The organism is Methylobacterium sp. 190mf, from assembly GCF_900107945.1.
In the GTDB taxonomy this organism is placed as follows: Bacteria; Pseudomonadota; Alphaproteobacteria; order Rhizobiales; family Beijerinckiaceae; genus Methylobacterium.
The window spans coordinates 1-22,566 of sequence record NZ_FNVI01000049.1 but is presented as its reverse complement, the minus strand read 5'-3'; the positions used below and the strand labels follow the sequence as shown (position 1 = coordinate 22,566).

26 protein-coding genes are annotated in these 22,566 nt (G+C 72.0%); 12 read left to right on the top strand and 14 right to left on the bottom strand.

From position 1 onward, the window contains the following. Positions 1 to 302 (bottom strand): 1-deoxy-D-xylulose-5-phosphate synthase N-terminal domain-containing protein (locus C4T42_RS30210; protein WP_280177412.1); only part of this gene is annotated, 302 nt, incomplete at its 3' end. A gap of 235 nt (positions 303 to 537) precedes the next feature. Here C4T42_RS30210 and C4T42_RS30205 point away from each other — a divergent pair. From C4T42_RS30205 to ettA, 4 genes are all read left to right on the top strand, one after another. Then, positions 538 to 759, top strand: a complete 222-nt coding sequence (locus C4T42_RS30205) for a hypothetical protein (RefSeq protein WP_020096339.1) — start codon at positions 538 to 540, stop codon at positions 757 to 759. Further along, on the top strand, positions 750 to 1,640 hold the full coding sequence (locus C4T42_RS30200; protein WP_026605441.1) for a DNA/RNA non-specific endonuclease: 891 nt from the start codon (positions 750 to 752) through the stop codon (positions 1,638 to 1,640). The genes C4T42_RS30205 and C4T42_RS30200 overlap by 10 nt, the downstream gene beginning before the upstream one ends. Before the next feature lie 9 nt (positions 1,641 to 1,649). Beyond that, positions 1,650 to 1,985, top strand: a complete 336-nt coding sequence (locus tag C4T42_RS30195) for a hypothetical protein (RefSeq protein WP_020096341.1) — start codon at positions 1,650 to 1,652, stop codon at positions 1,983 to 1,985. A 183-nt stretch (positions 1,986 to 2,168) separates the two neighbouring features. Next, positions 2,169 to 3,821: an energy-dependent translational throttle protein EttA gene (ettA, locus tag C4T42_RS30190; protein WP_020096342.1), complete on the top strand. Its 1,653-nt coding sequence runs from the start codon at positions 2,169 to 2,171 to the stop codon at positions 3,819 to 3,821. Between the two features lie 87 nt (positions 3,822 to 3,908). Here ettA and C4T42_RS30185 read toward each other — a convergent pair whose 3' ends face one another. Next, complete coding sequence (locus C4T42_RS30185; protein ID WP_020096343.1) at positions 3,909 to 4,856, bottom strand: NAD(P)-dependent oxidoreductase; 948 nt, start codon at positions 4,854 to 4,856, stop codon at positions 3,909 to 3,911. Between the two features lie 287 nt (positions 4,857 to 5,143). Between C4T42_RS30185 and opgC the strand changes: the two genes are divergently transcribed. Next, positions 5,144 to 6,337 (top strand): OpgC domain-containing protein, encoded by a 1,194-nt coding sequence (gene opgC, locus C4T42_RS30180; protein WP_103986459.1) that lies wholly within the window; start codon positions 5,144 to 5,146, stop codon positions 6,335 to 6,337. A 16-nt stretch (positions 6,338 to 6,353) separates the two neighbouring features. Further along, the gene (locus C4T42_RS30175) at positions 6,354 to 6,521 is read left to right on the top strand and encodes a DUF2256 domain-containing protein (RefSeq protein ID WP_181049255.1); all 168 of its coding nucleotides are present in this window, start codon (positions 6,354 to 6,356) and stop codon (positions 6,519 to 6,521) included. On the opposite strand, the gene C4T42_RS30170 is transcribed toward C4T42_RS30175, so the two are convergent. Genes C4T42_RS30170 through C4T42_RS30155 form a run of 4 tightly spaced genes read right to left on the bottom strand, consistent with a single transcriptional unit; the run spans position 6,461 to position 9,186 of the window. After that, positions 6,461 to 7,120 (bottom strand): nucleotidyltransferase family protein, encoded by a 660-nt coding sequence (locus C4T42_RS30170; RefSeq protein ID WP_103986457.1) that lies wholly within the window; start codon positions 7,118 to 7,120, stop codon positions 6,461 to 6,463. The genes C4T42_RS30175 and C4T42_RS30170 overlap by 61 nt on opposite strands. After that, the gene (locus C4T42_RS30165) at positions 7,113 to 8,165 is read right to left on the bottom strand and encodes a molybdopterin-binding protein (protein ID WP_103986456.1); all 1,053 of its coding nucleotides are present in this window, start codon (positions 8,163 to 8,165) and stop codon (positions 7,113 to 7,115) included. Before C4T42_RS30165 ends, C4T42_RS30170 begins: the two co-directional genes overlap by 8 nt. Further along, positions 8,162 to 8,863: an XdhC family protein gene (locus tag C4T42_RS30160; RefSeq protein ID WP_042673748.1), complete on the bottom strand. Its 702-nt coding sequence runs from the start codon at positions 8,861 to 8,863 to the stop codon at positions 8,162 to 8,164. The genes C4T42_RS30165 and C4T42_RS30160 overlap by 4 nt, the downstream gene beginning before the upstream one ends. Continuing rightward, the gene (locus C4T42_RS30155; protein ID WP_042673745.1) at positions 8,863 to 9,186 is read right to left on the bottom strand and encodes an XdhC family protein; all 324 of its coding nucleotides are present in this window, start codon (positions 9,184 to 9,186) and stop codon (positions 8,863 to 8,865) included. The genes C4T42_RS30160 and C4T42_RS30155 overlap by 1 nt, the downstream gene beginning before the upstream one ends. A gap of 380 nt (positions 9,187 to 9,566) precedes the next feature. Between C4T42_RS30155 and C4T42_RS30145 the strand changes: the two genes are divergently transcribed. After that, positions 9,567 to 10,961 (top strand): ATP-binding protein, encoded by a 1,395-nt coding sequence (locus C4T42_RS30145; protein WP_103986460.1) that lies wholly within the window; start codon positions 9,567 to 9,569, stop codon positions 10,959 to 10,961. 12 nt (positions 10,962 to 10,973) lie between these two features. On the opposite strand, the gene C4T42_RS30140 is transcribed toward C4T42_RS30145, so the two are convergent. Beyond that, the gene (locus C4T42_RS30140) at positions 10,974 to 11,279 is read right to left on the bottom strand and encodes a hypothetical protein (RefSeq protein WP_026605442.1); all 306 of its coding nucleotides are present in this window, start codon (positions 11,277 to 11,279) and stop codon (positions 10,974 to 10,976) included. A gap of 178 nt (positions 11,280 to 11,457) precedes the next feature. Here C4T42_RS30140 and C4T42_RS30135 point away from each other — a divergent pair, with 178 nt between their 5' ends. Continuing rightward, positions 11,458 to 11,649, top strand: coding sequence for a hypothetical protein (locus C4T42_RS30135; RefSeq protein WP_026605443.1), 192 nt, complete (start codon positions 11,458 to 11,460; stop codon positions 11,647 to 11,649). A gap of 23 nt (positions 11,650 to 11,672) precedes the next feature. Continuing rightward, positions 11,673 to 12,854 (top strand): pyridoxal phosphate-dependent aminotransferase, encoded by a 1,182-nt coding sequence (locus tag C4T42_RS30130; RefSeq protein ID WP_020096352.1) that lies wholly within the window; start codon positions 11,673 to 11,675, stop codon positions 12,852 to 12,854. A gap of 189 nt (positions 12,855 to 13,043) precedes the next feature. Here the strand turns inward: C4T42_RS30130 and C4T42_RS30125 are convergent, their stop codons facing one another. The 3 genes from C4T42_RS30125 to C4T42_RS30115 all read right to left on the bottom strand — a co-directional run bounded on the left by C4T42_RS30125 (position 13,044) and on the right by C4T42_RS30115 (position 15,137). Further along, positions 13,044 to 14,108, bottom strand: coding sequence for an esterase (locus tag C4T42_RS30125; protein WP_026605444.1), 1,065 nt, complete (start codon positions 14,106 to 14,108; stop codon positions 13,044 to 13,046). Between the two features lie 111 nt (positions 14,109 to 14,219). After that, positions 14,220 to 14,732, bottom strand: a complete 513-nt coding sequence (locus C4T42_RS30120; protein WP_020096354.1) for a DUF533 domain-containing protein — start codon at positions 14,730 to 14,732, stop codon at positions 14,220 to 14,222. Positions 14,733 to 14,801: 69 nt separating this feature from the next. Further along, entirely contained in the window at positions 14,802 to 15,137 is a 336-nt protein-coding gene (locus tag C4T42_RS30115; protein ID WP_026605445.1) for a hypothetical protein, read from the bottom strand. 249 nt (positions 15,138 to 15,386) lie between these two features. Here C4T42_RS30115 and C4T42_RS30110 point away from each other — a divergent pair, with 249 nt between their 5' ends. Next, complete coding sequence (locus C4T42_RS30110; RefSeq protein WP_020096356.1) at positions 15,387 to 16,271, top strand: transglutaminase family protein; 885 nt, start codon at positions 15,387 to 15,389, stop codon at positions 16,269 to 16,271. 3 nt (positions 16,272 to 16,274) lie between these two features. Here C4T42_RS30110 and C4T42_RS30105 read toward each other — a convergent pair whose 3' ends face one another. Then, positions 16,275 to 17,303 carry an alpha/beta hydrolase gene (locus C4T42_RS30105; RefSeq protein WP_020096357.1) on the bottom strand — a complete coding sequence of 343 codons (1,029 nt, stop codon included), beginning with the start codon at positions 17,301 to 17,303 and terminating at the stop codon, positions 16,275 to 16,277. Between the two features lie 190 nt (positions 17,304 to 17,493). Between C4T42_RS30105 and meaB the strand changes: the two genes are divergently transcribed. Further along, the gene (gene meaB, locus C4T42_RS30100; RefSeq protein ID WP_020096358.1) at positions 17,494 to 18,480 is read left to right on the top strand and encodes a methylmalonyl Co-A mutase-associated GTPase MeaB; all 987 of its coding nucleotides are present in this window, start codon (positions 17,494 to 17,496) and stop codon (positions 18,478 to 18,480) included. A 142-nt stretch (positions 18,481 to 18,622) separates the two neighbouring features. Beyond that, positions 18,623 to 19,000 carry a CsbD family protein gene (locus C4T42_RS30095; protein WP_020096359.1) on the top strand — a complete coding sequence of 126 codons (378 nt, stop codon included), beginning with the start codon at positions 18,623 to 18,625 and terminating at the stop codon, positions 18,998 to 19,000. Between the two features lie 72 nt (positions 19,001 to 19,072). On the opposite strand, the gene C4T42_RS30090 is transcribed toward C4T42_RS30095, so the two are convergent. The 3 genes from C4T42_RS30090 to C4T42_RS30080 all read right to left on the bottom strand — a co-directional run bounded on the left by C4T42_RS30090 (position 19,073) and on the right by C4T42_RS30080 (position 22,131). Next, positions 19,073 to 19,858 (bottom strand): 3-hydroxybutyrate dehydrogenase, encoded by a 786-nt coding sequence (locus C4T42_RS30090; RefSeq protein ID WP_020096360.1) that lies wholly within the window; start codon positions 19,856 to 19,858, stop codon positions 19,073 to 19,075. A gap of 72 nt (positions 19,859 to 19,930) precedes the next feature. Continuing rightward, complete coding sequence (locus C4T42_RS30085; RefSeq protein ID WP_020096361.1) at positions 19,931 to 21,439, bottom strand: ATP-binding protein; 1,509 nt, start codon at positions 21,437 to 21,439, stop codon at positions 19,931 to 19,933. Next, a complete protein-coding gene (locus C4T42_RS30080) occupies positions 21,436 to 22,131 on the bottom strand; it encodes a response regulator transcription factor (protein ID WP_020096362.1) in 696 nt (231 codons plus the stop codon). Before C4T42_RS30080 ends, C4T42_RS30085 begins: the two co-directional genes overlap by 4 nt. Positions 22,132 to 22,566 lie beyond the last annotated feature (435 nt).

Here is a 22,566-nt window from a genome sequence, read left to right as displayed (position 1 = left end):
AGCGTCCGGATGCGGTCGCGGCGCTCGGTGAGGATCTTGTGGGGGTAGCACTGGTGTCCGACGTCCCAGACGATGCGGTCGTCGGGGGTGTCGAACACGTGGTGCAGCGCCACGGTCAGCTCGACGACGCCGAGCCCCGAGCCGAGATGGCCGCCGGTGATCGAGACCGCGTCGATCATCTCGGCGCGCACCGCGTCCGCCACCGCCGGAAGCTCCGACTCCGGAAGACGCCGCAGCGCCGAAGGAGACGGAACGCGGTCCAGCAACGCCGATTGCTCAGGGGAGAGTGCCAATGCTCGCATCCGTTCGTTCGAGTATGGCGACGGCTCCGTCGCGGGCCCTCGGCAACCGCGACGCCAGCACCCCGGGGACGCGTGTTCATGCTAGAACCCGCCCGTCCGTCGCTGTCATGATAGTGCCAGTTACGGACGAACGGCGGCGCGATCAATGTCGGGCCGGCGTTTTTTTCAATCACGTGCCCTTAACGCCACAAGAGGTTCGCCTTTGAATCCGGCTCGTCTGTGCACAATCCTGCTCATGTTCGCGATTACGGGTCACGGCCAAGCTTACGCCCAGCCGCGGCCGCCGGACGGCAATCTCGACTTCCTCTGCAACTTCCTCGGCGACTGCCCGGCGCGGGTCGCGCCGGGCGGCCCCGATCGCGACGTCCGCCCGTTCAGCAACAGCCTCGGCCGGCCCTGCGCGTGGCGGGACCGCCCGACCCCGGAGGGCGTCCGCCGGGTCCGCGTCTGCTGGTGATGCGGGCACCGACGCTCGCCGCCGCGGTCCTCACCCTCGCGCTGGGCCCGCTCCCGGTCCGAGCCCAGGATTCCTGTCCGGCCCTGTTCGCGGACGGGCAGACGCCCGTCCTCACGAATCCGAAGCTCGCCGTCCGCGCGGTCCCGCTGTGCTTCGAGGCCTTCGCGGTCCTGCATTCCGGCGTGACGCGCACGCCGCTCTACGCCGCCGAGCACCTCACCCGCGCCAGCGTCGCGGCGGCCCGGGCGGTGGCCCGCGACGATTCCTTCCACGAGGAGACGCGCCTGCCGGAGGATCAGCGCGCCGCGCTGGAGGATTACGTCCGCAGCGGGTTCGACCGGGGCCATCTCGCGCCGGCCGGGGACATGCCGACCCTCGCCGCCCAGGCCGAGTCGTTCAGCCTCGCCAACATCGTGCCGCAGAACCGCGTCCTGAACCGGGGACTCTGGGCGGATATCGAGGAGAGCACCCGGCGCCTGGCCACCCGCCGGGGCGCGCTGTTCGTCGTCACCGGGGTGATCTTCGCGGGCGACGCGGTGCAGCAGATCAAGGGCGGCGTGCTCGTCCCGACGCAGCTGTTCAAGGCCGTGTACGACCCGTCCCGCGGCGAGGCGGGTGCCTACCTCGCCCGGAACGACGATTCGAGGGACTGGCGCGCCCTGTCGATCGACGATCTCCGCCAGGAAGCCGGCATCGACGTCTTTCCCGGCCTGCCGCCCGCGGCCCGGGCGACCGCGATGGGGCTGCCGGATCCTCAGGCCTCCGCCCGCGCGGAGGAGCGCCGGCCCCGGCACGAGCAGACCTGGCAGGACTGGCTCGAGCGCGAACTCGCCCGCGCCCTGCGCAAGCTCGTCCGCGACTTCCTGCGCACGTTCTTCTGAGAGGACCCGATGCCCGAGGACAAGCGACGCGCCCGGCCCAAGAGGGGAAGCCCGGAGAGCGAGAGCCCGGACGGCAAGAACTCGGACACCGAGGGCTTCGCGCCGTTCGCCGACGATGCCGGCGTGCGCTCCGTCGGCGCCCTGAGCTTCGAGAACGGCACGGACCGGATCGCCCTGCACGGGTCCCTCGACCTGACCCGCGACCGGACCGGCCTGGAGCAGGCCAGGCTGCTCCGGGAGACGCTGGACGCGATCGTGAAGGCCCTGGAGGCGTCCGACCTGCCGGACGCGGTGGCGGAGGTGCCGGACGCGCCGCCGGGAACGGTCAAGAACCCCTTCGCGTGAGCGATCCGGCGCCCGCCGGCGGCGGGCCCGTCCTTGCCGCGTCCCGGCGGGCCTGATACTCGGAGAGGGTCATTCCTATATCGTAGGGACGCGCGTCCAGGACGGGTGCTGAGGCCCGGTGCCTGACCCGTGCCGCTGGCACGATCCGCGCGGTCCCGAACAACGCGCCGAGGACGATCCGCGATGGCTCGCGAATTCATCTACCACATGCGGGGCCTGACCAAGGCCTATACCGGCGGCAAGAAGGTCCTGGATAGCGTCAACCTGTCCTTCTACCCCGACGCCAAGATCGGCGTGCTCGGCATCAACGGCTCCGGCAAGTCGACGCTGCTCAAGATCATGGCGGGCATCGACAAGGAGTTCACCGGCGACGGCTGGGTCGCGCAGGGCGCGCGCGTCGGCTACCTGCCGCAGGAACCCCAGCTCGATCCGAGCAAGTCCGTCCGCGAGAACGTGATGGAGGGCGTCGCCGAGAAGCAGGCCATGCTCGACCGCTACAACGAGCTCGCCATGAACTACTCGGAGGAGACCGCCGACGAGATGACCGAGCTCCAGGACCGGATCGAGTCGCTGGGCCTCTGGGAGCTCGACTCGAAGGTCGATCAGGCCATGGAGGCCCTGGGCTGCCCGAGCGACGAGCAGCCGGTCGCGACCCTCTCGGGCGGCGAGCGCCGCCGCATCGCGCTGTGCCGCCTGCTCCTGTGGGAGCCGGAGCTGCTGCTCCTCGACGAGCCCACCAACCACCTCGACGCCGAGACGGTGAACTGGCTGGAGGGTCACCTGCGCCAGTATCCGGGCGCGATCCTGATCGTGACCCACGACCGCTACTTCCTCGACAACGTGACGAGCTGGATCCTGGAGCTCGATCGCGGCAAGGGCATCCCGTACGAGGGCAACTACTCGGCGTGGCTGGTCCAGAAGCAGAAGCGCCTGGAGCAGGAGGGCCGCGAGGACATGGTCCGGCAGCGCTCCATCGCCCGCGAGCAGGAATGGATCGCCGCCTCGCCGAAGGCCCGCCAGTCGAAGTCGAAGGCGCGCATCACCCGCTACGAGGAGCTGGTCGCCAAGCAGGCGCAGAAGGTCGACGCGTCCGCGCAGATCGTCATCCCGATCGACGAGCGGCTCGGCAACAACGTCATCGAGTTCGAGCACCTCAGCAAGGCGTTCGGCGACCGGCTGCTGATCGAGGACCTGTCGTTCAAGCTGCCGCCCGGCGGCATCGTCGGTGTGATCGGCCCGAACGGGGCCGGCAAGACCACTTTGTTCAAGATGATCACCGGCCAGGAGAAGCCCGACAACGGCAAGATCGAGGTCGGCGAGACGGTGAAGCTCGGCTACGTCGACCAGTCGCGCGACGCCCTCGACCCGAACGCCACGGTCTGGCAGGAGGTCTCCGGCGGCAACGACATCATCTATTTCAACAAGCGCGAGATCAATTCGCGCGCCTACTGCGCGGCCTTCGCGTTCAAGGGACCCGACCAGCAGAAGAAGGTCGGCACCCTCTCGGGCGGTGAGCGCAACCGCGTTCACCTCGCCCGGACCCTGAAGGGCGGCGCCAACGTGCTGCTCCTCGACGAGCCGACCAACGACCTCGACATGGAGACCCTGCGCGCCCTCGAGGACGCGCTGGAGGATTACGCCGGCTGCGCGGTCATCATCAGCCACGATCGCTGGTTCCTGAACCGCATCGCCACGCACATCCTGGCCTTCGAGGGCGACAGCCACGTCGAGTGGTTCGAGGGCAACTTCTCCGACTACGAGGCCGATAAGGTCCGCCGGCTCGGGGCGGATTCGATCATGCCGAAGAAGATCAAGTACAAGCGCTTCTCGCGCTGAGACCGGTCGCGGCTCCGGGGCGCCGCCGGCGTTCCGGAGCCGCGCGCCCGTCCGAGGACGTTGCCGTCACCTCTGCCCGGTGACGGATCACCGGATGCGCGCCCGCGCCTCCGCCAGGATCGTCGCCAGGCTCTGCGCGAGCGGGATCGTCGGGGCCCATCCGGTGGCGGTCGCGAAGGCCGCGGGGTCGCAGCCCTCGCTGCGCACACCCGCCGGGCGGACCCGGCCGGGCGCGACGCGCAGGTCGAACCGCGCCTCCGTCAGGCCGCGCAGCGTCTCCAGGATGTCGGAGACCGGTGTGACGACCCCCGATCCCACGTTGAAGATGCCGCCATCCGGCAGGTCGTCGATCCGGGCGATCACGCGCAGGCACGCCGCGGTGACGTCGGCCACGTCGAGGAAGTCGCGCCCCGCCGAGAGGTCGCCGACCTCCAGGCTCGGCGGCGCCAGCCCCCGCTCGATGCGGGCGATCTGACCGGCGAAGGAGGCGACCACGAAGGTCTCGCTCTGTCCGGCCCCGATGTAGTTCGACGGCCGCAGCACGAGATGCTTGATCCGGGCATTCGCCAGCACGTCGCGGAGGATGTACTCGCAGGCGTTCTTAGTCCGGCCCGAGATCGTGTCGGGGCGCGGCGTGACGCTCTCGTCCGGGCGCGGGCAGGCGCGGAACACTTCGCCGTAGACGACCGTGGAGCTGAGGAAGACCAGCGCCGCGCGAGTCCGCGCCACCGCCTCGGCGAGGTTGAGGGTGCCGAGCAGCTCCGCCCGCCAGGCGTAGGACGGCGTCTCGCTCGACTGCGCCACCGAGGCCAGCGCCGCGAGGTGGAACACGCAGGTCGGGTCGAAGGCCGCGACCGTCTCGGCGAGCTCGCGCGCGTCGAACGGGTCCACGGCCCTAAGCGTCACGCCGTCGAGGGGCGGTGGCGGGCTCCGGTCGAGGCCGAGGATGGGGCTGCCCGGCGGCAGGTCCCGACGCAGCGCCTCGAGCAGGCGGCGGCCGAGATAGTCTCCCGCTCCGGTGACGAGGACGCGCATGCCCCTTGCCCTCAACCCTGCCACGAACCCAGCGACGCGCCCCGTGCCGGCGCGGGCGCCGGCAACCGGGATCGTCGGCCGCGTCTATACCGGGCCTTGCCGCGACGCGAGGGGGCGACGCGGCCAACGGCCGCCGCGGCGGGCGGATCATCGGTGCGACCCCGCCGTTGTGCACATCCGAACAAAGGCGCGTGATCGGAGGGGCCTCGGGCGGCCGGCGCGCTATGGTTGCACCGCGGCCCCGGCCGCTCCGCGTCCGGACGGAGAGCGCCACGGTGATGGGCTGAGTGACGCGCCTCGACGATCTCGAACGGCCCGGCGCCGCGGAACCGCGGGCGCTCCCCCCACCGCCCGCGGAGGCACGGCCGGCGAAGCCCGCGCGCGACGCGCGGGTCGACGTGGTGCGCGGCCTCGCGCTCCTGACGATCTTCATCGACCACATCCCGCGCAACGCGCCGGCCCTGCTGACGCTGCACAATTTCGGGTTCTCGGACGCGGCCGAGATCTTCGTGCTGCTGGCCGGCTACTCGTCGATGATCGCCTACGGCGGGCTGTTCCGGCGCGCCGGGATCCGGACGGCGCTCACGCGCATCGCCAAGCGCTGCCTGCGCATCTACCTGTTCCAGGCGGGGCTGCTGCTCGCGACCCTGGTCATCGTCCGGATCTGGATGGACCTCACCGGCCTGACGCCGCGATTCGGCGTCGCGCCGCTGCTGCAGATGGGTCTCCTGCCGGGCCTGCTGCGCGGCCTCGCGCTGAACGCGCTGCCGAACTACCTCGACATCCTGCCGCTCTACATCCTGCTGCTGGCGCTGTTCCCGCTGATCTATCTCGGGATGCGGCGCGGGATCTGGGGCGTGCTCGGCCTGTCGGGCGCCCTCTGGCTCGCCGCCAACGTCGATCACCAGCTGAACCTCCCGAACGCCGCGGCGGTGGATGACGGGTGGTACTTCAACCCCTTCGCGTGGCAGTTCCTGTTCGTGATCGGCGCGGCGCTCGCGGTCACAATCCGCGCCCATGACGGCCTGCTGCCGCGGCGCGGATGGGCCGTGGCGGCGGCCGCGGCCTACCTCGTCTTCGCGTTCCTGCAGGGCGGGTCCTGGGCGGAATGGGGCCTTCCGGACCTCCGGCCGCTGGCGATCGGGCCGCCCGACAAGAGCCACGTCGCGCCCCTGCGCCTGATCAACATGCTGGCGCTGGCCTACCTGCTGTTCAGCGCGCCCGCCGTGGCCCGCGCGAGCCGGTGGCGGCGGCTGCGCCTCGTCGACGCCTGCGGGCGGCACTCGCTGGAGATCTTCGCCGCCGGGTGTCTGGCGGCGCTGATCGGCCGCATCCTCTACCGGACCTTCGACCCCACCTGGCCGCTGCAGATCGCGGTCAATGTCGGGGGGATCGCGGTCATGCTCGGCCTGGCCCACGTCCTGGACGCCCGCGCCCGCCGGGCCGCCGGGACCGGCCCCGACGCGCGCCGGCCCGGATAGGCCGGGAGGAGCCGCGATGCCGCCAATGCGCCGCAAGGGCGATCTGCCGGAGAAGATCTGCGCCCAGTGCGGCCGCCCGTTCGCGTGGCGCAAGAAGTGGGAGCGCGTCTGGGACGAGGTCCGCTACTGCTCGGACCGGTGCCGGGCCGAGGCGAAGAGCGCGCGCGGCGAAGCGCGGGGCTGATCGCCCAGCGCGGCCAGCGCGTCCGGCGTGTCGACGTCGAGGGCGGTCGCCGGATCGCCCGGGATCTCGAGCACGTCCGGCCGCCCCCTCAGGAGCGGCCCGGCCCCGTGGTCGCCGGTGAGGCGGGCGATATCCGGGCCGAGGCGGTGCAGGTTGAGCAGCACCGGGTTCCCCCGCCGGCCGGCCTGCACCGGCACCACGGCCGCCGGCGGCTCCAAGGCGCCCGCGGAGGCCTCCGCGAAGGCCTCCGCCAAGCGGTCGAGATGCGCGGCGGTGACGCGCGGCATGTCGCCCAGCACGACGATGGCGGCCGTGCAGGTGGCGGGCAGCGCCGCGAGGCCGGCGCGCAGCGAGCTCGCGAGGCCGGAGCGGTAATCCGGATTGTCGACGCGGACGAGGTCGAGCCCCGCCAGCGCGTCGCGGACCGCCGCCCCGTGCGCGCCGAGCACGGCGACCACCGGCCGGGGCCGGGCGCCGAGGGCCGCCTCCGCGGCGTGGCGCACCAGCGGCCGCCCGTCGAGGGGCGCGAGCAGCTTCGGCGCGGCGCCGAACCGGCTGCCGAGGCCCGCGGCGAGCAGGATCGTGCCGATCTCAGGCATTCCTGTCCTCCGCCCCCGGATCCGGCTCGTCCGCCGCGGCCGCGCCGCCGGCGCGGGGCTGCGGGCGCGAGACGATCTCCATCAGCAGGCCGCCGACGCCGAGGGCGACGATGTCGGCCCGGGTCACGGTCAGGTCCGCCAGCAGGCGGTGGAGGATCCAGTCGAAGCCGTTCTCCTTGGGCGAGCGGGCGCAGCCCGGCGCGCCGATCACCGGCACGCCGCCGCGGGCGCCGACGAGGAGCAGGTTGCCGGGGTCGACCGGCATCCCGAGATGGTCGACCCGGCCGCCCGCCGCCGCGATGCCGGCCGGGATGACGTCGCGCCGGTCGGCGATCGCCGAGGCGCCGAACACCACCACGAGGTCGGCCCCGGCGCGGTCGATCATCTCCGCCAGGGACGCCGCCACGGAGGCGGCGGTGTGGGGCACCCGGGTCTCGGCCACGATCGCGGCGCCCGCGGGCGCGAGGCGGTCGGCCAGGGCCCGGAGGGTCTTGTCGATCGTCGTCTCCTTGAGGCTCGGCAGGCGCGTCGAGACCACGGCCACCCGGCGGCGGCGATACGGCACCACCGCGAGGACGTCCCCCTCGGCGGCCGCGCAGGCCCGGGCCAGCACGGCGCCCGGCACGGCGTAGGGGATGATCTTCACCGTGGCGACCATCTCGCCCTCGACCACCGGCCGGAAGCGCGGCAGCGTCGCCACCGTCACCGCCTCGTCGACGGCGTTGACCGCGTCGATCCGGGCCGGATCGAGGGTGAGCACCCCCGCCGTCTCGGCGAACAGGTTGCTGCGGCCGGTGAAGGGCGCCTCGACGCGCAGGTTCGGCCCGCGCAGGCGCGCGGCGAGCCGCGCCGCGGCGGCGTCCTCGCCGACGTCGCCGGGCTCGAGCGTGGCCGCCACGATCTCCGACAGGCCGGCCCGCGCCAGGCCGGCGGCGGCCTCCGCGGCGATGACGGCGCCCTTGCGCAGGGTGATGTCGGCCCGCCGCACCGTGTGCGCGCTGATCAGCCCGGCCGAGTCCGCGACCGGGACGGTCCCGAACCTCACGCGACCTCCGGGCGGGGCACGCGGTGCAGGGCGGCGACGATCTCGGCGAGCACCGCCAGGGCGATCTCGGCCGGGCTCACGGCGCCGATGGGCAGGCCGATCGGCGCGCGGATCCGGCCGATCTGCGCCGGCGTGAACCCGGCCTCGGTGAGCCGCGCGACGCGCGACGCGTGGGTCTTCCGGGAGCCGAGGGCGCCCACGTAGAAGCATTCGGCCGTCAGCGCCGCCTTCAGCGCGGGATCGTCGATCTTCGGATCGTGGGTCAGGGCCGCGAGGGCGCAGTAGCGGTCGAGGACCGGCACGCTGGTCCCGAGGGCGGCGTCCGGCCATTCGGCGACCAGCGGGGTGCCGGGGAAGCGCTCGGGGGTCGCGAAGGCGGTGCGCGGGTCGATCACCGTGAGCGCGAGGTCGAGCCCCGCGGCCATCGGCGCCAGGGCCTGCGAGATGTGGACCGCGCCGACCACGACGAGCCGCACCGGCGGCACCTGCACGGTCAGGAACAGGGTCCGCCCGCCCGCCTCGACGAGGCCGCTCTTGCCGGAGGCGAGGTGCTTCGCCAGCACGTCGGCGAGGGGATCGGCGGCGATCGCGTCCTCGCCGACGAGGCGCTGCGCGCCGTCGGCGATGTCGGTGATGAGGATCGCGGCGCGGCGCGCGGCCCGCGCGTCGTTGAGCGCTGCCAGGACGTCGCCGCGCATCAGTCGACCCGCTCGACGAAGACCCGGATCCGGCCGCCGCAGGACAGGCCGGCGCGCCACGCGGTCTCGTCCGCGACGCCGAATTCGAGGACGCGCGGCGCGCCCGCCTCGATCACCTCGATCGCCTCGGTGATCACCGCGCCCTCGACGCAGCCGCCGGAGACGGAGCCGAGGAAATTGCCCTCGCCGTCGACCACGAGGTGGCTGCCCACCGGTCGGGGCGCCGAGCCCCAGGTCTCGATCACCGTGGCGAGGGCCACGGCGCGGCCGTCGCGCCGCCAGGATTGGGCAGCGGAGAGGATGTCTGTGTCTGTGCTGAGCATGGCCTCGTGGACTTCCGGCCGGCGGGCGCCCCCCGCTCCTCACAGGTATGGCCCGCGTGCCGCGGTGCAAGAAGCCCTCATGCTGAAGGGAGCGTCAGGAAACATTGGCCGAGATCGTCGGTCGGCCATACTCTGCACCCACGATCTTTCGCGGAGACGGCGCCCCGATTAGTGTCCGGCATGTCCAAACCACAGCCTCATCCTGAGGTGCCGGAGCGCGGCGGAGGCCTCGAAGGAGCCCTCCAGCCGGCCGCGCGACCCCTGGAGCCCTCCTTCGAGGCCCGCTGGCGCGGTCACCTCAGGATGAGGGCGTGGGGTGGACGTTTCGCTGAAACCGAAGCCCCTCTCGCCCGATGGGCCCGGCCCCGGCGCCCAGCCCCATGAACGCCCCGGATCCTGCCCTCGCCCGGGCGCTCCGCAAGGAACCGCCGCGCTCGCCCCCGCGCCGCCTGTGGAAGCGCGTCAGCCGGGCGATCGGCGACGTCCTGCCGAAGGGCCTCTACGCCCGCTCGCTGATCATCATCATCGCGCCGGTGGTCCTGCTCCAGTCGGTGATCGCCTACACCTTCATGGAGCGGCACTGGCAGCTCGTGACCAAGCGCCTGTCGGCGGCGGTCACGGCGGACGTCGCCGCGCTGATCGACATCCACGAGAGCTACCCGCAGGACAAGGATGCCGAGACCCTCGCGCGCATCGCCGGGGAACGGCTGAACCTCGACCTCGACATCCTCAAGGGCGCCAAGCTGCCGCCCCCGGGCCCGCGCCCGTTCTTCTCGATCCTCGACGAGGCCCTGTCCGACGAGATCAAGCGCCAGATCCGAAGACCGTTCTGGATCGACACGGTCGGGCGCTCGAACCTCATCGAGATCCGCGTGGCGATCCCCGACGGGGTGATGCGCATCACCGCCCGGCGCAGCCAGGCCTACGCGTCGAACTCGCACATCTTCCTCGTGTGGATGATCGGCTCGTCGCTGGTGCTGCTCGGCGTCGCGATCCTGTTCCTGCGCAACCAGATCAAGCCGATCCTGCGGCTCGCGGCCGTGGCGGAGGGCTTCGGCAAGGGGCGGGAGATCGAGTTCCGGCCCCGCGGTGCCCGCGAGGTGCGTCAGGCCGGCCACGCCTTCATCGAGATGAAGCGGCGCATCGAGCGGGCGATGGAGCAGCGCACGACGATGCTGAACGGCGTCAGCCACGACCTGCGCACCATCCTGACCCGGTTCCGCCTGTCCCTGGCGCTGATCGAGCAGACCGAGGAGATCGAGGATCTCAGCCGCGACGTCGACGAGATGAGCCGGATGCTGGAGGGCTACCTCGCCTTCGCGCGGGGCGATTCGGCCGAGCCCGCGACGCCCACCGACATGCGCGCCCTGCTGGAGGACCTGCGGACCGACGTCGAGCGCCTCGGCGCCCACGTCTCCGCGGTCGATCTCGCCGGCGCGCCCGAGGTCACGGTGCGGCCCGGCGCCTTCCGGCGCTGCCTGTTCAACCTCGCCGCCAACGCCGTCCGCTACGGCGAGACGGTGGCGATCTCCGGCCGGCTGGAGGCCCGGACCTTCCTCGTCTCGATCGACGATGACGGGCCCGGCATTCCGGCGGAGAGCCGCGAGGACGTGTTCAAGCCGTTCGTGCGGCTCGACGACGCCCGCCAGGATGCCGGCGGCTCCGGGCTGGGCCTGTCGATCGCCCGGGACATCGCCCGGGCCCACGGCGGCGACATAACCCTGCACGACAGCCCGCTGGGTGGCCTGCGGGCCACCGTCCGGGTCCCGGCCTGAGCCGGATCCGGCTCAGGTATCGGCGGGCCGGCGCAGGCGCAGGAACTCGGCCTGCACGTTGCGGATCAGGTGATCCATGCTCGCCTCGTCGAGGGCGGCGCTCGTCAGCCGGGCGCGCAGGCCGGCCTCGCCGTTCCAGGCGTAGCCGGCCTCGAACGGCAGGTGGCGCCGCAGGAGCGGACTCACGACCGACTCGCGCCGGTAGGCGGGATGTCGCAGCAGCCGCCCGATATGGAGCGCCAGCGTCTCGACGCTGGAGGATCTGGAGCCTGAACTCCCCGCTCCCTTGCCTTTCGAATCGACCGATGCCCAACGCATACGTGTCCGCCCTCCCGGAGACGCCACTGTTGCGCGAAATGATTGCGCATCCATGAGCGTTCGGGCGAGCCGGCGAAAAACTGCAGCTCGCGGGGTCCCAACCTTCGCAGCGCGGTGATATGCAGGGGCGCTTTCCCAGGGCCGCGGTCAGCCGCGCGCCGGATCCCGAGTGCCGAACATGAACCCGCTCGTCCCGCTCTTCGCCCTCATCTCGCTGCCGCTCGCGGCCATCGGGCTCGTGCTCTACACCGATGAGGGCATCAACCCGGACCTGTTCTACGCCTCCGTGAAGACCTTCGTGATCCTGGGCGCGATCGCCGCGGCGATGTCGTTCGGCGCGATGAAGCTCTCGGAGCGGTCCAAGCACTGACGTCCCACCGCCCGGAGGGCGCGATGCTGCACGTGGTCCCGGCCTTCTCGCGCATCGGCGAGGAGAACGCCTTCGCGGTTCTGGCGCGGGCCCAGGCCCTCGCCGCGCAGGGGCGGGACGTGATCAACCTCGGCATCGGCCAGCCGGACATGCCCACGCCCGCCCACGTGGTCGAGGCGGGCATCAAGGCGCTGCGCGACGGACACCACGGCTACACGCCGGCGGTCGGCATCCCGCAGCTCCGCGAGTCGGTGGCCCGCGACATCCACCGCCGCCACGGCGTCGAGGTCTCGCCGGATTCTGTGATGATCGTGCCGGGCGGCAAGGTCACCATGTTCATGGCGATCCTGATGTTCGGCGCGCCCGGGACCGAGATCCTGTATCCGGACCCCGGCTTCCCGATCTACCGCTCGATGATCGAGTTCACCGGGGCGACGCCCGTGCCGGTGCCGATCCGCGAGGAGAACGGCTTCGCCTTCTCGGCGGCCGAGACCCTGGCGCTGATCACGCCGAAGACGCGGCTGCTGATCGTCAACTCGCCCGCCAACCCCACCGGCGGCGTGACGCCGAAGGCCGAGATCGACGCCCTGGTGAAGGGCCTCGCCGAGCACCCCGACGTCGCGGTGCTGTCGGACGAGATCTACGGCACCATGACGTACGACGGCGAGACCCACCACTCGCTGCTGAAATATCCCGAGATCCGCGACCGGCTGGTCTACCTCGACGGCGCGTCGAAGACCTACGCGATGACCGGCTGGCGGCTCGGCTGGTCGGTCTGGCCGAAGCCGCTCTACGACGCGGCGCGCAAGCTCGCGGTCAACGCGCATTCCTGCGTCAACGCGGCGACCCAGTGGGCCGGCATCGCGGCGCTCGACGGACCGCAGGCTTGCGTGGCCGAGATGGTCGCCGAGTTCGACCGGCGCCGGGCGATCGTGGTCGACGGGCTGAACGCCCTGCCGGACGTCTCCTGCATCGCGCCCAAGGGCGCGTTCTACGCCTTCCCGAACATCGCCCGGACCGGCTGGAAGGCGAAGCCCCTGGCCTCGACCCTCCTGGAGGAAGCGGGTGTGGCGGTGATCGGCGGTCCGGATTTCGGCGTCCACGGCGAGGGCTACCTCCGCCTGTCCTACGCCAATTCGGCCGAGAACATCCGGCGGGCGCTGGAGCGGATGGGCACGTTCCTCAGCACGCACAGGCCGGGCTGAGAAGACGCCCCGTCGCCGACCTCGGCAGGGACGCCATCATCCGCGCCGCCGTCCTCGCGAGCGCGGCGAAGCGATCCAGTCGCCGCGACGACCGCCGAAGCTGGGCAGCCCTGGGTCCTTTCGCAGCGCTCGCGATGACGGTTGTGGCGACCGAACCGTTTGAACGCACACCGGTTCGACCGGCACGCCTCAGGACTTGCCGGGCGCCCGCTTGTCGATCCAGCCGACCAGCCAGTCGGCGATGTCGAGGCTGTTCTTGTCCTGCATCAGCATGTGCGAATTGCCGTGGATGCCGATCTCGGGCAGCAGGATCAGCTCCGCCTTGCCGCCCGCGGCGTTGGCGGCCGCCACGAAGCTGCGGCACTGCTTGAGCCGCGGCGCCCAGCGGGGCGAGGCGTCGACGTAGTCGCCGAACAGGACGAGGATCGGCAGGTCCTTGTAGGGCGCGAGGTCGTCCTTGGCCGGGTCCGGGCAGGCGGCCGGCTCGATGGCCACGATGGCGCGCAGGCCGGTCCGATCGAGGGCGGCGGTCTGGAACGGGTAGATCCCCGACTGCGAGTGCGAGATCAGCACCGCGCCCTTGAGCCGCTTGGCGAGCTCCGACAGGGCCGGCACGGTCGGGTTCGGCACCGGCAGGGCGGCCGACCAGTCCGGGACCATCTGCTTCCAGAACTCCCCCTGGGCCTCCAGGGGGAACTGCATGCCGGGGAACACCTTCGGGTATTCCGGCCCGAACCGGAAGATCGCCCAGGCCGGCTCGCGCCCGGCCGAGAACACGGCCGGCAGCGTCTTGGGGTCGGCCTGCCCCGTCTTCACGGCGTTGATCTGGGCCGGGCTCGCCGCCGAGCGGCCGCGCCAGGCCTGGTCGATCACGTAGGTCGGGAAGCCGCGCCGGACGAGATACTCGTCCCAGCCCATGCGCCCGTCGGGCGTCGTCTCCCAGGTCTTGCCGGTGAGGCAGCAGCCGTGGATCAGGACCAGCGGCGGCCGTCCGGCATTCACCGGGACCTGGTAGCGGACGTAGATCTGGTCGACGCTGATCGTGCCCGACGGCGCGTAGGCCGGCAGCGTCGAGAGCGTGTCGGACTGGACGTCGCGGCCGCCGACGAAGAAGCTGCCCTGCTCGGCGATCGTCAGGGGGCCGGCGGCCGGATCGGCCGCGCGCGCGGAGCCGCCGGCGATCAGCATGGCTGCGACCAGCGCGCAGGCCCGCCGGCGGGCGCGCCCGGGCGCGGGCACTGACAGTCCTGCCATGAAATGTCCCGTCCTCCCGCGCGCGGGCCGTCCTCCGGACCCGTCGTCGCGCGGGAGCCTAGCACGAAGCTCGGCCGCCGTGGGAGATCCGCCCTTCGGGCAGGTTGCCAGTCAGGCTCCGATGTCGCGCTCGACACGCTCGACCGCCTCCGCGGGCAGGTCGAGGGCCTCGGCCAGCATCTTCAGGAACTGACGCTCCTGGAGCGTGTCGGGCTCGATGGCGAGTCGCGCCGCCGCGAAGATCCGCGCCGCCGCGTCGGGATCCGCGACCCGGTCGGCGATCGCGTCGACGTCGGCCGGGTCCGCGAGCTCGCGCTCGAGCCAGGCTCGACCGTCGGGATCGAGGCCCGCCTCCGCCACGGCGGCGTCGAGGCGCCTACGTTCCGCGGCGTCGACCATCCCGTCGGCCGTCGTGGCCGCCACCATGGCCCGCAGCATCAGCCGGGCCTCGTCCTCGTCGACCTTCGTGAAGTCCGGGCCCCCGGCCTCGGGCGGGGGCGCCCCGCGCAGCGCCCGGTAGGCGAGGCCGCCGATCAGCGCCAGTCCGCCGAGGGCGGCACCGGCGGCGAGCCCGCCGCGCCTCGACCGCACGAGCGCGTCGACGATCCGTCTGCTGTCAGCCATGCCGTCCTCCCGGTTTCCGATCCAGATCGGATCGGAAACCTCCCGGGAGGCGCTCGGGTTCAGCCGCGCTCAGGCGTCGGCCTCGTCCTCGTCCTCGTCGATATCCACGAGGAAGACGATGTCGGCCTCGTCCTCGTCGTCCGAATCGGACCCGGTGTGGCGCGGATCCTCGACGAAATCACCCTCGCCGTCGTCCTCGGCGAGGGCATCCTCGAAGATCTCGACCTCGTCCTCGGTGGCGGCCCGGACCGTGAGCGCCGACGTGCCGTTCCAGACCGGCTTCCCGCCGGTCGTCATGGTCCGGATGTCTTCCTTGAAGCCGTCACAGGTGAAGAGGTCCTTGGCGGACGCCTCGTCGCTGTTGATCACCGCAACGGCGGTGCCGTCGATCTCGAGCGTGAACATGGCCGGCATCCCTCTCGTAACCGTCCTCAGGCGCGCCCGGTCAGCGGGCTGGCGCACGGGTGCGACGCGCTGCCCCGGGAAGAAACGTCTCGGTTTCGTCCGTCTGACACGAGCGTCGCGCGGGGATGCTGTAGGGGTGAAGCGGACGGCCGCCAAGCCCGTCGCGGCCCGACCCGCACGATTCGGCGCGGCACGGATCCTGCGCCCATCAGGGCGGCCACAGTCTCGAACACGAAGGATCACCCGCGCATGCGGATCAGGCTCGGCTGCGAGATGCGCTACGCCTTCCCCTACCCCGTGCCCATGGTGGTGATGCTCAACGTGCATCCCTCCGGGGCGGCCGCCCTGGAGGCGCCCGACACGCTCCGGACCGATCCGCCCGTCCCGGTGGCGATCTACCGCGACGGTTTCGGCAACCTGTGCGGCCGGCTGACCGCGCCCGCCGGCAACTTCACCGTCGGGACCGACGCCGTGATCCGCGACAGCGGGAGGCCCGATCCGGTGCACCCGGAGGCCGCGCAGCACGCGATCGAGGAGTTGCCGGCCGAGACGATCGCGTTCCTGCTTCCCAGCCGCTACTGCGAATCCGACCTGCTGGCCGACGCGGCGTGGCGTCTCTTCGGACATACCGAGCCCGGCTGGGCCCGGGTGCAGGCGGTCTGCGACTTCGTCCACGCCCACATTGTGTTCGGCTACGAGTTCGCCCATCGCGACCGCACGGCCGCGGACGCCTACGCGGGCGGGCGCGGCGTCTGCCGGGACTTCACCCACCTGGCCGTCGCGTTCTGCCGCGCCCTGAACATCCCGACCCGGTACTGCACCGGCTATATCAGCTTCATCGGCGAGCCCGAGCCGCACCCGGCGGGCGACTTCGCGGCCTGGATGGAGGTCTACCTCGGCGGCGCCTGGCACGTGTTCGACCCGCGCAACAACAGCCCGCGGATCGGCCGGGTCATGGTCGCGTACGGCCGGGACGCCGCGGACGTGCCGCTGACCCACACGTTCGGACCGAATCCCCTGGTGGGCTTCCGGGTCTGGGCCGACCGGATCGACCACCTGGACGCCTCGGGCGACGCGCCGGTCCTGCCGGAGGAGCCCTTGCCGCCGCAGAGCATGGCGACACGGACCGGGTGAGCGTCAGACGCCGGCGCCGCGGGCGATGGCGCGCTTGACCACGCCCTGGACGTCCGGGTTCGAGAGGAACAGGTCGTGGTTGATCAGGCCGCCGCCGTAATCGGAGGCGTCGGCGACGCGCACGCCGAGCGCCTCGAGCTTGGCGCGATCGGCGGCACCGGCGCGCACGCCCCCCGCCAGCGCGGCGGAGAGCTCGAGCGCCCGGTCGTTGGTCGAGGAGATCACCGTGATCTTCGAGACGTCGGGTCCCATGCGGGCGACGCCGTTGGAGAACAGGTCGAAGTCGATGTCGGGGGCGGCCAGCACCACGGCGCCGATCCGCGACATCGCCGCCTCGCCCGCCTCGGCGCGGAGCATCCGCAGGGTCTCGAGGGTCAGGAGCGTGCCCATCGAGTGCGCGACGATGTTGATGCGGCCGCCGCTGGGCGAGGCGGCGAGCGCCTTCAGCAGGTCCTCGAAGGCGTCGCGCGACCAGAGGGCGCTCTCGCGATCGTAATTGTAGTCGAGGGTCGCGGCCGCCGACGGCCACGTGAACAGGCCGGAGACGCCGCGGAACCGGATCCCGTCCGAGAGCCGGGCGGCGCTGACCGCGGCCGATTCGAACGATTCGCGGTAGCCGTGGACGTAGATCAGCACGTCGCGTCCGAGGGCCGCCTGGGCGAAGGCCTCGGCGGCGCCCGGTCCGGATTCGGATTTCGGAACCGCGCCGATGGTCCAGTCGCCGGTGATGACGGACGAGACCTTGCCGAGCAGCGAGCGGTCGGGCGGTGACAGGCGCACCTCGGCGAAGCTCAGGCCGCGGCCGCGGTCGCTGCTGAAATACGGCGGCCGGGGCGGGTTGCCCACGGGCTTGCGGGTCGTGGCGACCAGCAGCACCGGCATGACGTCGAGGGCCGACTGCTTCTCGGGCAGCGCCGCCCCGGACCCGAGGTCGTCGGTGACGCAGGCGCCGAGCGACGGGGCGAGGCCCGCGGCGCCCGCGAGCGCTCCGAAGCGAAGAAGGATGCGGCGTGAGACGATCTGGCTCGACATGATCCGGTTACGCTCGGGCGGGACGCCTTCCGTTGCCCAGGATCGTGACCATCGCGGGGCACGAGCGACGCGACGCGGCGTGAATAGCGGGCACGGCCGGGCTTGTGGTGGGCGGGACACAGGCCGGCCATCCCCCGACCCCGACGCTCTCCCTCTCGACGGCGGCCGTCGCCGCGGCCATGAAGGGAGCATGACGCCGTCCACCGACATCGAGAGTCTCCGCGAGCGCCTGCTGCGCGGCGACCGCGCCGCTCTGGCCCGGGCCATCACGCTGGCCGAGTCCAAGCGCGCCGATCACCGGGCGCTGGCGGCGAACCTGATCGACTCGGTCCTGCCCGAGACCGGCCGGGCGATCCGCGTCGGCATCACCGGCGTCCCCGGCGTCGGCAAGTCGACCACCATCGACGCCCTCGGCTCGAACCTCACGGAGGCCGGTCACAAGGTGGCGGTGCTCGCGGTCGACCCGTCCTCCTCCAGGACCGGCGGCTCGATCCTGGGCGACAAGACCCGGATGGCGCGGCTGTCGCACGATCCCAAGGCCTTCATCCGCCCCTCCCCCTCCTCGGGCACGCTCGGCGGCGTCGCGGCCAAGACCCGCGAGACCATGCTGCTCTGCGAAGCCGCGGGGTTCGACGTGATCCTCGTCGAGACGGTCGGCGTCGGCCAGTCGGAGACGGCGGTGGCCGACCTGACCGACTTCTTCCTCGTGCTGATGCTGCCCGGGGCAGGCGACGAACTGCAGGGGATCAAGAAAGGCATCCTCGAACTCGCCGACATGATCGCGGTCAACAAGGCCGATGCGGGCGAAGCCGAGCAGCGCGCCAACGCGGCGGCGTCGGAGTACCGGGCGGCGCTGCACATCCTCACCCCAGCCTCGGCCACCTGGACGCCACCGGTCGTGACGATCTCGGGCTTCCACAACCTGCGTCTCGACGCGCTCTGGGCGAAGATCGTCGATCACCGGGAGAAGCTCACGGCCACCGGCGAGATCCAGGCGAAGCGCCGGACCCAGGACGTCAAGTGGATGTGGGCGCTCGTCGACGAGCGCCTGCACCAGCGCCTCGTCGGCTCCCCGGAGGTCCGCCGCCGCACGGCCGAGGCGGAGGCCGGCGTCGCCCGGGGTGAGATCTCCCCGGCGGCCGGCGCGGCGGCCATCGCCGAGTTGATCGGGCTCTGACCGGTCCCGGCCGCCGCGCAGGCCGAAGGCGCACAATTTCGCGGTGATCGGGGGCACAAACGCCATCTCGCGCGTTCGGTGGACGACGGCGTAACGAGCGGCGCCCGTGTCGCGACGCCGCGCTCACGTCCAGGAGAGTGCCATGGTGGATACGGATCGGATCGTCGGCGGCGCCAAGGAGGCCGTCGGCAAGGTTCAGGGCGCGGCCGGCGATCTCGCCGGCTCGAACCGCGACTCGGTCGAGGGACGTTTCCGCGAGGCCCAGGGCCAGGCGCAGAACGTCTACGGTCAGGTGAAGGACAGGGCCCGGGACATCGCCGACCGCGCCGGTGACTACGCGAGCGACGCCTACGAGCGCGCCGGCGACGTCGCGGAGGACGTTTACCAGCGGGGCGGCTCGTACCTGCGCGACGGGCGCAGCGCGGTCGGCGCCCGGGTGGAGGAGAATCCCCTGGTCGCGCTGCTGATCGCGGGCGCGGTGGGCTACGGCCTCGCCCTGCTGGTCCACGGCCGCCGCTGACCGGGAGCGGCCCCGCCCGGGCGCGGGCGGGGCCGACCCTTGTACGAGGCGCGCCTGTCGAGGCCGGGCGCGCTACTGCGCGGTCCAGCCCCCGTCCATGCTGATGTTGGCGCCGGTGATCTGGCTCGCCGCGTCGGAGCACAGGAACACCGCCAGCGCGGCCACCTGGTCGACGGTCACGAACTCCTTGGTCGGCTGCGCCTTCAGCATCACGTCCTCGATCACCTGCTCCTTGGTGAGGCCGCGGGCCTTCATCGTGTCGGGGATCTGCGCCTCCACGAGCGGCGTCCAGACATAGCCCGGCGAGATGCAGTTCACCGTGATCTTGTGGGGCGCGAGTTCCAGAGCCGCCGTCTTGCTCAGGCCCGCGATCCCGTGCTTGGCCGCCACGTAGGCCGACTTGAACGGCGAGGCCACCAGCGAGTGGGCCGAGGCCGTGTTGATGATCCGGCCCCAGCTCCGGGCCTTCATCCCGGGGATCGCCGCGTGCATCGTGTGGAAGGCCGAGGACAGGTTGATCGCGATGATCTGCTCCCACTTCTCGGCCGGGAACTCCTCGATCGGCGAGACGAACTGGATCCCGGCATTGTTGACCAGCACGTCGACGGCCCCGAAGGTCTCCTCCGCCTCGCGCACCATGGCGGCGATCGCGTCGGGCTGGCTCATGTCGGCGGCCGAGTAGCGGGCCTTGACCCCGTAGGCGCTCTCGATCCCGGCCCGCGTCTCCTCGATGGCGGTCGCGTCCCCGAACCCGTTGAGGACGACGTTGGCCCCCTCCGCCGCGAAGGCGCGCGCGATGGCGAGCCCGATGCCGCTGGTCGAGCCGGTGACGAGGGCGGTCTTGGTCTTGAGAGTCATGGAGCCTCCTGGGACGCGGGCGCCCGGCCGAACGGTCGGGGACGGCGCGCTCGCGGTGGGACAGGTCGCGACCTAAGTAGCGCGGGAAGGGGATGCCGGCACAGGGTCGCCCGGAGGCGGTGCGGGCACGATGTCACCGGCGGCCGACTGCGGGCGCGGCGTGGCCGGGAACGCGATCTCGACCCGCAGGCCGGGCCCGTTATCGGCGAGCCGCAGGCTCCCGTGGTGCAGGCGCACGACGGCGTTGACGAGGCTGAGGCCCAGCCCGAAGCCGGGCCGCGAACGGGCGTCCTCGAGGCGCACGAACCGGTCGAGCACGCGGGCCCGTTCCGCCTCCGGAATGCCCGGGCCGTGATCGGAGACGGCGAGGCGGATCGACTCGCCGTCGCGCCACGCCTCGAGCGTCACGCTGGTCTCCGCCCCCTCGGATTCGGCCCCGTATTTCAGGGCGTTGTCGATGAGATTGGCGAGGGCCTGACCGATAAGCTCGCGGTTGCCCGCGATGGTGAGCCCGTCCTGCGCGTGCACGGCGAGCGTCAGCCCCTGATCCTCGGCGAGCGCCTCGTACAAGTCACCGACGCTCCGGATCGTCTGGCCCAGATCCAGCGGCACGAGGATTTCCCGGGCTGACCCGGCCTCGAGCCGCGCGATCATCAGGAGGGCGTTGAACACCCGGATCAGCCCGTCGCCCTCCTCGATCACGGCTTCCAGCGCCGCGCGCAGCTCCTCCGGCGTGGAGGCGCGGCGCAGGGCCTCGTCGGCACGGTTGCGCAGGCGGGTCAGCGGCGTCTTGAGGTCGTGGGCGATGTTGTCGGAAACCTCGCGCATGCCGCGCATCAGCTCGCCGATGCGCTCCAGCATCTGGTTGAGGCTCGATGCGAGACGGTCGAGTTCGTCGCCGTTCCCGGCCACGTGGAGCCGGTCGTCGAGATCGCCGGCCATGATCGCGCGGGTGGTCTGGGTCATGGCATCGACGCGGCGCAGCACCCGGCTCGCTGCGAGCCAGCCCCCGATCACCCCGAGGATCACGACGGCGGCGAGCGAGGTGATGAAGGCGCGCCCGATCACCGCCCGCAGCCGGTCGCGCTCCTCGGTGTCGCGCCCGACGAGCAGGCGGAACCCGCCCGGAAGGGTGAAGACCCGAACGATCGCCCGGTGCGCCTCGGCATCCGCGTCGTTGCGGCCGTAGCGCGTCTCGCTCTGGCCCGGCGTCGCCAGCACGGCGGCGGGCACGTAGCCGACATTGCCGACGACATGATCGCCGCCGGCCGTGGTCACGAGGTAGAGCGAGGCGCCGGGCTCGCGAGAGCGCCGTTCCACCACGGTGATCAGCCGCCGCAGGCCGCCGGCATTGTACTGTTCCGACAGCCCGTTGATCTCGGCGTCGATCGTGGAGACGATCTGGTCGTCGAGCACCGCGCGGGCGTTCCACGCGACGTAGCCGAGCGCCAGGAAGGCGCAGAGGGCGAAGATCGCGAGGTAGGCCAGCGACAGCTTGAACGCGGTGGTGCGGAACAGCTTCTGGAAACGCGCCGCCGCGGTCTCGCGGGCGATCGGCGCGTCGGTCCAAACCTCGCTCACCCGGCCGCGCCCTCGTCGTAGCGCAGCACGTAGCCGGCGCCCCGAACCGTGTGGATGATCGGCGACGCGAAGCCCTTGTCGAGCTTGCTGCGCAGGCGCGAGACGTGGACGTCGATGACGTTGGTCTGTGGATCGAAGTGGTAGTCCCAGACATGCTCGAGCAGCATGGTGCGCGTCACGACCTGTCCGGCGTGCCGCATCAGGTACTCGAGGAGCCGGAACTCGCGCGGCTGCAGCGGGATCTCGCGGCCGGCCCGGGTCACCCGGTGCGAGAGCCGGTCGAGTTCCAGGTCACCGATCCGGTAGCGCGTCTCCTCCGCGGCGCCGGATCCGACCTGCCGCCGGGCCAGCGCCTCGGTGCGCGCCAGGAGTTCGGAGAACGCGTAGGGCTTCGGCAGGTAGTCGTCGCCGCCGGCGCGCAGGCCCTTCACGCGGTCGTCGACCTGACCCAGCGCCGACAGGATCAGGGTCGGGGTCGCGACGTTCTGCTCGCGCAGCGACCGGATCAGCGACAGCCCGTCGAGCTTCGGCAGCATCCGGTCGACGATCAGCACGTCGTAGTCGCCCTCCCGAGCGAGCGCGTACCCGTCGAGGCCGTCATGCGCGCTGTCGGCCACGTGTCCGGTCTCGCGGAACGCCTTGACGAGATAGGCGGCCGCCTCGCGGTCGTCCTCGATGATCAGCAGTCGCATGGCCCCGTTCCATAGCGCGCCGCGCGGGTCGGGGGAACGTATCTCCATCAACATGGTCAAGCCGCTCCCCTCCCCCGTCGTGATGGACGGGCCGAGGCCGCGGACCTCGACCCGTCCCGAAGCGGCGCGCGGAGGACTCGGAGGGCGCGAGATCCGTCACCGGCTTCGTCCGCGTCGGCGATGGGCCACGCGCGGTTCGAGGATGGTGGCGCGGGAGCGGTTACGGGATGCTCGCGGGAAGATGACTTCGCGGTAAGGCGGCCGCGGCGGGCTGGCCAACAGCGAAACGCCGCCGGGCCGCTCTCGGAGAGAGCGGCCCGGCGGCGTCGCGGTTCGTGCTGAGGGAAGGTGTGTGTATTGCGATGGGCGGGTCTGGCGGCGACCGACTCTCCCGTGTCTTGAGACACAGTACCATAGGCGCTGGCGTGTTTAACG